This window comes from Pseudomonas sp. SAS7 (genome assembly GCF_052112345.1).
In the GTDB taxonomy this organism is placed as follows: Bacteria; Pseudomonadota; Gammaproteobacteria; order Pseudomonadales; family Pseudomonadaceae; genus Aquipseudomonas; species Aquipseudomonas putida_Q.
Genome location: NZ_JBEGGO010000034.1, coordinates 1 through 7,893, shown reverse-complemented (window position 1 = coordinate 7,893; position 7,893 = coordinate 1). Strand labels below are relative to the sequence as shown.

Annotated in this window: 6 protein-coding genes; 2 read left to right on the top strand and 4 right to left on the bottom strand. The window is 61.2% G+C overall.

Translation table 11 applies throughout. The annotated features are described in order from the left end of the window. Nucleotides 1–63 precede the first annotated feature (63 nt). The 4 genes from ABI582_RS28495 to ABI582_RS28480 form a co-directional block, all read right to left on the bottom strand. The gene (locus tag ABI582_RS28495; RefSeq protein ID WP_442120964.1) at nucleotides 64–2,478 is read right to left on the bottom strand and encodes a TonB-dependent siderophore receptor; all 2,415 of its coding nucleotides are present in this window, start codon (nucleotides 2,476–2,478) and stop codon (nucleotides 64–66) included. A gap of 165 nt (nucleotides 2,479–2,643) precedes the next feature. Next, nucleotides 2,644–3,600, bottom strand: coding sequence for a FecR domain-containing protein (locus ABI582_RS28490; RefSeq protein ID WP_442120963.1), 957 nt, complete (start codon nucleotides 3,598–3,600; stop codon nucleotides 2,644–2,646). Nucleotides 3,601–3,604: 4 nt separating this feature from the next. Then, on the bottom strand, nucleotides 3,605–4,108 hold the full coding sequence (locus ABI582_RS28485; RefSeq protein WP_258654522.1) for a sigma-70 family RNA polymerase sigma factor: 504 nt from the start codon (nucleotides 4,106–4,108) through the stop codon (nucleotides 3,605–3,607). Between the two features lie 112 nt (nucleotides 4,109–4,220). Next, the gene (locus ABI582_RS28480) at nucleotides 4,221–4,910 is read right to left on the bottom strand and encodes a GntR family transcriptional regulator (RefSeq protein WP_442120962.1); all 690 of its coding nucleotides are present in this window, start codon (nucleotides 4,908–4,910) and stop codon (nucleotides 4,221–4,223) included. A gap of 205 nt (nucleotides 4,911–5,115) precedes the next feature. Between ABI582_RS28480 and lapG the strand changes: the two genes are divergently transcribed. Continuing rightward, nucleotides 5,116–5,877: a cysteine protease LapG gene (lapG, locus tag ABI582_RS28475; RefSeq protein ID WP_442120961.1), complete on the top strand. Its 762-nt coding sequence runs from the start codon at nucleotides 5,116–5,118 to the stop codon at nucleotides 5,875–5,877. A gap of 10 nt (nucleotides 5,878–5,887) precedes the next feature. Next, nucleotides 5,888–7,834, top strand: a complete 1,947-nt coding sequence (lapD, locus tag ABI582_RS28470) for a cyclic di-GMP receptor LapD (RefSeq protein WP_442120960.1) — start codon at nucleotides 5,888–5,890, stop codon at nucleotides 7,832–7,834. Nucleotides 7,835–7,893: the final 59 nt, after the last annotated feature.

The following is a 7,893-nucleotide window of genomic DNA, read 5'->3' as shown; positions in this document are numbered from 1 at the left end:
AACCCAAAGCCCCTGTCTGCAATGCAGACAGGGGCTTTGTCTTTTCCGGGTATCTGATATCGGTCAGAACTGATAGCTGACCGTGGCGCTCACATTGCGCTCTTCACCCATGTAGCAATAGTTCAGGCTGGCACATGAGGTGATATAGCTTTCATTGGTAAGGTTGTTGGCGTTAAGGCGCACATCCACACCCTTGAGCCCAACCTTGCCCAGGTCATAGCCGAGCGAAGCGTCAAACAACGTGTAGGAAGGCACCTTCATGCTGTTCTCCGCATCTACCCAGCTGTAGCCCACATACCGCACCCCACCGCCCAGCCGCAGGCCATCCAGCGGCCCTTGGCGGAAGTTGTAGTCAGCCCACAGCGAGAACATCTGTTTTGGTGCCTGGGTTGGCGAATTGCCCTTGTTGTCCAGGTTGCCCGACGTCAGGCTCGGCATCGACTTGGAATATTCGATATCGGTGAAGGTGTAGCCGCCCAGCAGTTTGAGGCTGTCGGTCAGCTGCACATGTGCCTCTAGCTCCAGCCCTTGCGAGCGTACTTCACCTACCGGGCGATAGAAGTTTTCGTCAGGCTGCTTCGAGGCCAGGTTTTCCTGCTCGATGCGGAACACCGATGCGGTAAACAGGTTGTCGCTGCCCGGAGGCTGATACTTGATACCTGCTTCCCATTGCGTGCCCTCGGTCGGTGCCAGCGGGCGGCCTTCCTGGTCGGACACGGTGTTGGGATTGAACGACTCCGAGTAGCTGACATAGGGCGCAATGCCGTTCTCGAACAGGTAGAGCACCCCGGCCCGGGTGGTGAACTTGGAGCGCTGATCGCTGACCTTGGTGTCGCTGTCGCGATTCTCCTCCGACACCTTCACCCAGTCCTGGCGAAGCCCCAGGGAGAAGCGCCATTGGTCCAGCTCCACCAGGTCCTGCAGGTACACACCTGTTTGCTGCAAGCGCCGCTGGTAGCGGTTTTCGCCCAGCACCTGAAGGTTGCCATTGCCGTACTGCGGGTTGCCGGCGTCCAGCGGGTCGACCGAGCCATAACGCCATGCGACATCGGCCTTGCGCCGCTGGTAGTCGGCGCCCAGCAGCAGGGTGTGTTTGGCAGCGCCGGTGAAGAATTCCGCCTGCAGCATATTGTCGATGATGTACGAATGCAGGCGCTCGTCGCCGCCGGTATAGGCGCGGTTGAGAATGTTGCTGTCGGCATCCGCCCAGCCGGCCGAGTACACCTGGTCCATGGACACGTCCGAATCCTGGTAACGGAAGTTCTGCCGCGCGGTGAACACATCGTTGAAGCGGTGCTCGAACTGGTAGCTGAACGACTGCTGGGTACGTTCGTAGTTGTCGATGCCCGGCTCGCCCTCGAAGAAGTGATCGGACAAGCGCAAGCCATTGCGCTTGTGCAGCATGCCGTCGGCAGGGTTGCCACCGTGGTACCCGCCGTTAGGGTCGTGCTGCAGGTAAGCCTGAAGCGTGAGCGAGGTGTCTTCGGTGAAGTCGATGCTGATGGCCGGAGCGATGGTGTAGCGTTCTTCCTTGCTGTGGTCGAACTGGGTGTCGGAAGCATCCGCCAGGCCTGTCAGGCGATAGGCGATGCGTTTGTCGTCATCCACAGGGCCGCTGAAGTCGAAACCCATGCCACGCTGGCCCTGGGTGCCGACCGTGGCTTGAACCTGATGGTAGGGGGTAAACAGCGGCTTCTTGGTGGTCAGGGCTACCAGGCCTCCTGGCGAGCTTCGACCATACAGTACTGAAGATGGCCCCTTGAGAATATCGATGCGCTCAAGGAAGTACGGGTCGACCTGCATGGTGCTGTAGGTGCCGTTGTCGCCCATCGACTTGAGCCCATCGACGTAGATGTTATCCACAGAACCGTCGTTGAAGCCGCGCATGGCCACATAGTCGTAGCGATGGGTAGCACCGTAAGGGTTGGTGAGTACCCCTGGCGTGTAGCGCATGGCCTGGGCAACGGTCTGTGAGCCCTGATCGTCCATCTGCTGGCGAGTAACCACCGAGACGGATTGGGAGGTTTCCACCAACGGCGTGCTGGTCTTGGTCGCTACCTGGCTGTGGGTGGCGTTGTAACCCTCCATGCTGCCCAGCGCATTGCCGAGGGTGAACCCACGGATATCAGTGTCTGGCAATGACAGGGCGGCTTCCTGGGGCTGTGTCTGCAACACATAGCTACGTCCATCCTGGCTGATCGCTTCCAGGCCGCTGCCATTGAGCAGTTGGCGCAGCGCCTGGTCGGTAGCGTACTGCCCCTGCAGGCCGTTCGATTGCAGGCCATCGGTGAGCTGAGGCGTACTTGACAGGGTAATGCCGGCCTGGCGAGCGAACTGATTGAGTACGTCGGCCAGTTGGCCCGCCGGAATTGCATAGCGATGACTCACTTGGGCTGTTTCAGCCGCTGCGCAAAGTTGCGGAACAGCGGCCAGGCCCAAGGCAGTACCAAACAGCGCAGCCCGGATGGCATGGCGCAAGCGTGCTGATTGCAGGACAGGTCGATAATCATTCAAGTTGAGAGTGTGGGTTAACACCGGGTTGATAGGCATGAAGGGTCCGTTGAAGTGTTGAGGGCAGAAGGTGTCGCTTACTGTCCTAGCCGGACCGGGATTGAAAACCCGCCACAAATCGTCAAGGCCTCATCAGGCCATGCTTTCTACACGTACCCACCAGCGTGTACGTTGACGAAGCCTTACGGGCAGCGTTTGCGGCAGCAACTGAAGCAGCTGCTCCGGGTCTTCGAGGCGGAACACCCCGGACAGGCGCAAACCGGCAATCTCGTCGCTGCAGCCCAGGTAACCGTGGCGATAACGGCTGACCTGCGCGAGGAAGTCGGACAGGCGCATGTCCTGGGTAACGATCAGCCCTTCAGTCCAGGCCATCGCGTCCATGTCCAGGTGCGCCAGCGGGTGAGCGCCTTGAGCATCCAGGCGCCAGTGCTGGCCGCCTTCAATCCACTGAAGGTGGCCATTGCCGGGCCGGTGGATCGCCACTTTGCCGTGGCTGACACTGACACGTGTGCAATCGTTGTCCTGGTAGGCCACAAAGCGCCCTGCGAAACCTTCCAGCAGTGCGTCGCGGGTTTGTACAAGCACTGGATGCCCGGAGTTGCAGGTAATCATCAGCTCCCCCTGCATCAGGCGAACCAGACGCTGCTGGTCATTGAACGCCAGGTCCACGGCAGTGCGGGTATTGAGCTGCATCAGTGAGCCATCGGGCAGGGTGAAGACGCGTTGCTCACCGGTGCCGGTGGCATAGTCCGACGCCCACGCACTGGTAGCATCGAGGTCTTTGGCCAGCCATGTCGCCGTTCCCACCATGACAACCCCGCCAAGCAGCTTCAGCGCTTGCCGCCGGTGCAGGCGTTGCTGGCTGGTTTCCAGGGTTTGCAACGCCAAACCGGCACCGGGGACGCAGCGCAGGTCAAGGTCCTGATGCAGGTGCATCACCCGTTGCCAGGCCTGCTCATGTTCGTGGTGAGCACTGCGCCATTGCGCGCACTGTTGTTGCAGTGTCGGCTCATGCCCGCTCTCGCGCAGCCGCAGCAGCCACTGGATGGCCTGTTTGACCGCTTTTGCATCAGGGCGTGCGGCAGTCATTGGCTCAACACTCGTCTTCGTAGCGCAGCACATAGCAATGGTACAGCGCATCAGCGATGTAACGCTCCACGGTACGCACCGAGATCCCCATCTGCTCGGCAATTGCCTGGTGCTTCAGCCCCTCGCATTGGGCCAGCAGGAAGGCGCGACGTACCTTGGGTTTGAGGCCGTCGAGCATGCGCGCGATACGCTCAAGCAATTCCAGCAGCAGCTCGCGGGTTTCGGCCGAGGGACACTGTGCTTGCGGCACATGGGCCAGTGCCTCCAGGTAGGCCCTGTGCAGTTCCTCGCGGCGCCAGTGATCGATGACCAGCCCACGCGCTACCGTGCGCAGGAACGCCCGAGGGGTGTTCAGCTGCAGGTGTTCGCGGCGTTGCAGCAAGCGGACGAAGGTGTCATGGGCCAGGTCTGCGGCATCGGCGGCATTGCCCAGCTTGCTGCGCAGCCAGGCGTGTAACCAGCCGTGGTGGTCACTGTAGAGCGTTTGCACGGAGTCATTGCTGGGCATAGGGGAGGGCGCTGGCATCAATGGACATGAATGATAATTAGTCTCATTGTTGGCGTGGCAAGGTCAATTTGCAACCCATCTGCTCGCGCCATTAAGCAAAGCCAGTTACGGGCTAACGCGTCCGTTGCGCATCCAGGTAATTGCGGATTACTAGCGCTCCGCTATTGAGGTGCCGGGCCAGCACGGCTATCGCCTCATCCACCAGCTTGTCGCTGGCGGCGTCTACCAGTGCGTTGTGATCGTCCTGGGTCAGCTTGCCCAGGCCCATGGATGAAAGATGAAAACGCAGGAAGCGCTCTTCTTCGTTCAGTTCGTTCTCAATCATGCGCAGCAGCTTCCTGTTCGACGCCTTGCTGTACAGCGTCATATGGAGCAGGCGGTTCAGCCGGCCGATTTCGGCGTGGCGGGTTTCGTTCTCCAGTTGCTGGATATAGCCACGGGCGCTGGCGATGTCGCTGGCATCAAGCAGCGGGATCGACTGGCGCAGCGCTTCGCTCTCCAGCAGTATGCGCAGGGCATAGGTATCCACCGCATCTTCGTCAATCAACGGCGCAACCACCGCACCCTTGTGCATCTCCACTTTCAGCAGCGATTGCGCTTCAAGCTGGCGCAGGGCTTCGCGCACGGGCATGCGGCTGACGCCAAACAAGGTGGCGAGTTCTTGTTGTCGCACGGCGGTGCCAGGGGGCAGGCGACCATCGAGGATGGCGCTGCGCAGGCGTTCTTCGATCACGGCACGGGCCTGGTGCGGCGACAGCTGCTCGCTGGCCAGCACATTGCTCAATTTGATTTTTTCGGCCACGCGACGTCTGCCTCAACGATGACTAAAGTTGGATCCAATGACACTAGTTACAGCTTGTGGGAGTTGTCAAACCAAGGCCCGCATTGGCACGGGCGCCCCAAAAGCGCGGCTATGGTGGATGAAGTCGCCCGCCAAAGGAAGCGGCCCATAGAAGGTTATAAACAGAAAGTGTAGGCCGGCTGACAGGCGGATGCATGATTGCAGGGTGCCATTGTTTTTTGCAGTGGCAAGCCGCACCATCGCTGCTTTCGACTGGCCTGCACAGGGCTTGGCAGTGGCGATATCCTGGATGTTCAAAACCGTTGTGCGACGTGTCGCCTTTGCCGCGCTGCTGGGCAGTCTGCTGCTGGGCGGCTTGCACGCGGATTGGGATTTCTCCCAGATCAGCCGCAAGTCGCAGGCCTTGTATGGTCCTCTGGGTGCCGGGCAGGGCCGTATCGATGCCTGGCAGAACCTGATGGCCACGCAAAAGCAGGGTACTGAGCTAGAGCAACTGCAAGTGGTCAACCGTTTTTTCAACCAGCAATTGCGCTATGTCGAAGACATTGACCTATGGCATGAGGTCGACTACTGGGCCACACCGGTGCAGGCGCTGATCAAAGGTGCCGGGGACTGCGAGGACTACGCTATCGCCAAGTATTTCAGCCTGCGGCGCATGGGCATCCCCAGCGAAAAACTGCGCATCACCTACGTCAAGGCGTTGCGGCAGAACCGCGCGCACATGGTCCTGACTTATTATTCAAACCCACAGGCCCAGCCTTTGGTGCTCGACAGCCTCATGGATGCCATCAAGCCGGCAAGCCAACGTACCGACCTGCTGCCGGTGTATGCCTTCAATGGCGAGGGGTTGTGGTTGACGGGCGCCGCAGGCAACAAGAAGGTCGGCGACACCAAGCGGCTGTCACGCTGGCAGGATTTGCTGAAGAAAATGCAGGCCGAAGGGTTTCCGGCCGAGCCGGTTTACTGAAGGAGCACAGATGTCACTGTTCAAACAATTGCTGTTGGCCATTTGCCTGTTCCTGGTAGTCGCCTTCAGTGGCAGTTTCATGGTCAGCCTGGAAAGCTCGCGCAGCCAGTACGTCAACCAGTTGCGTTCGCACGCCCAGGATGCAGCGACCGCGCTGGCGCTTTCGCTGACGCCGAATATCGACGACCCGGCGATGGTCGAGCTGATGGTCAGCTCGATCTTCGACAGTGGTTACTATGCGAGCATCAAGGTCGTCGACCTGGGCTCCAACGCCGTGCTGGTGGAGCGCCACGCCGAGCCGGACCCTGGCGGGGTACCGCGCTGGTTCGTGCACCTGATCGGCCTTGAGGCCGCCGGTGGCGACGCCATCGTCAGCCGCGGCTGGCAGCAGGCCGCGCGGGTAGAGGTGATCAGCCACCCGATGTTTGCCATTGCCAAACTCTGGCAAAGCGCCTTGGGCAGCCTGGGCTGGTTGCTGCTGTGCGGTGCAGCCAGTGCCGTGCTCGGCGCCTTGCTGCTGCGCCGCCAGTTGCGCCCGCTGGACTATATGGTTGAGCAATCCCATGCCATTGCGCGCCGCGAATTCCTGAGCCTGCCAGAATTGCCGCGCACACCGGAGCTGCGCCGTGTGGTGCAGGCGATGAACCAGATGGTCGAGAAGCTCAAGGCGCTGTTCACCGAGCAGGCCGAGCGCAGCGAGCGGTTGCGTGCGGAGTCCTACCAGGACAGCCTGACCGGGCTCTCGAACCGCCGCTATTTCGAAATGCAGCTGAACACCCGGGTAAGCAACCTGGAGGACGCGCGCGCCGGCTACCTGCTGTTACTGCGTGTCCAAGGGTTGGCGGGGCTGAACGCACGCCTTGGCGGCCAGCGTACCGACCAGTTGCTGCAGGCCGTGGGTGAGCAGTTGCGCCGTACCTGTGCCAGCTTCCCGGAAACCAACGACCTGATTTCCCGCAGCCGCGGTGGCGAGTTTGCCGTGCTGGCGCCGGGCATGGTGCATGAAGAAGCGGTAAACCTGGCCCAGGCCCTGGAGGCAACGCTGCAGAGCCTGCACGAAACGGGCGCCAGTGACATCGACCCGGTGGCTTGTATCGGCCTCGCGCCATTCAGCCCGGGCGATTCTCCGCAGGCTTTGCTGAAGCTCGCCGATGAGGCTCTGGCCCGTGCCGAAAACCAGCCAACGCCGGGTTGGGTATGCCTTGAACAAGGCGTGGCTGCAGTGGCTGCCGATAGCCAGCACGCCTGGCACGAGCGGCTCGATCAGGCGTTCAAAAATGGGCATTTCGAGCTGTTCTTCCAGCCGGTGGTGGATTGCACTTCGGTGCAACGGGTACTGCACCACAAGGTGATTTCCCGCTTGCAGGATGGCCAGGGCGAGGCACTGCCGGCGGGTCGCTTCCTGCCTTGGCTGGAGCGCTTCGGCTGGATGCCGCGGCTGGACGTGCTGGTGCTGGAGAAAGTATTGGCGCATCTGCGAGGACATGACCAGGTGCTTGCGGTGAACCTGTCCGCCGCCACCCTGGCCGACCCCAAGGCCCTGCACCGCGTTTTCGAAGTGTTGGGCCAGAACGCGGCGCTCGGCCCGCGGTTGGTCTTTGAAATTGGCGAGGAGCAGTTGCCTGAGCAGGCAGCCCTCGAGCAACTCACCCGGCGCCTGCACGGGCTGGGCTTTGGGCTGGCGTTGCAGCGCTTTGGCGGGCGCTTCAGCATGATCGGCAACCTGGCCCACCTTGGCCTGGCGTACCTGAAGATTGACGGCAGCTACATCCGCAACATCGACCATGAGCAGCACAAGCGGCTGTTCATCGAAGCGATCCAGCGTGCGGCGCACAGCATCGACCTGCCACTGATTGCCGAGCGGGTCGAGACAGAAGGGGAGCGGCGGGTGCTGCAGGAGATGGGGGTAGGCGGCATTCAGGGGCAGCTGGTAGGTGAACCTGCGCCCTGGCGCTGATCACACTTGACCACCGACAACCCAGCAGATACGACGCTGCCCGTGGCACCAGCACCGTA

Excerpts from the sequence above, each read along its gene's own strand:
- ABI582_RS28485 (WP_258654522.1), bottom strand. The coding sequence starts at position 4,108 with ATGCCCAGCAATGACTCCGTGCAAACGCTCTACAGTGACCACCACGGC.
- ABI582_RS28490 (WP_442120963.1), bottom strand. The coding sequence starts at position 3,600 with ATGACTGCCGCACGCCCTGATGCAAAAGCGGTCAAACAGGCCATCCAG.
- lapD (WP_442120960.1), top strand. The coding sequence starts at position 5,888 with ATGTCACTGTTCAAACAATTGCTGTTGGCCATTTGCCTGTTCCTGGTA.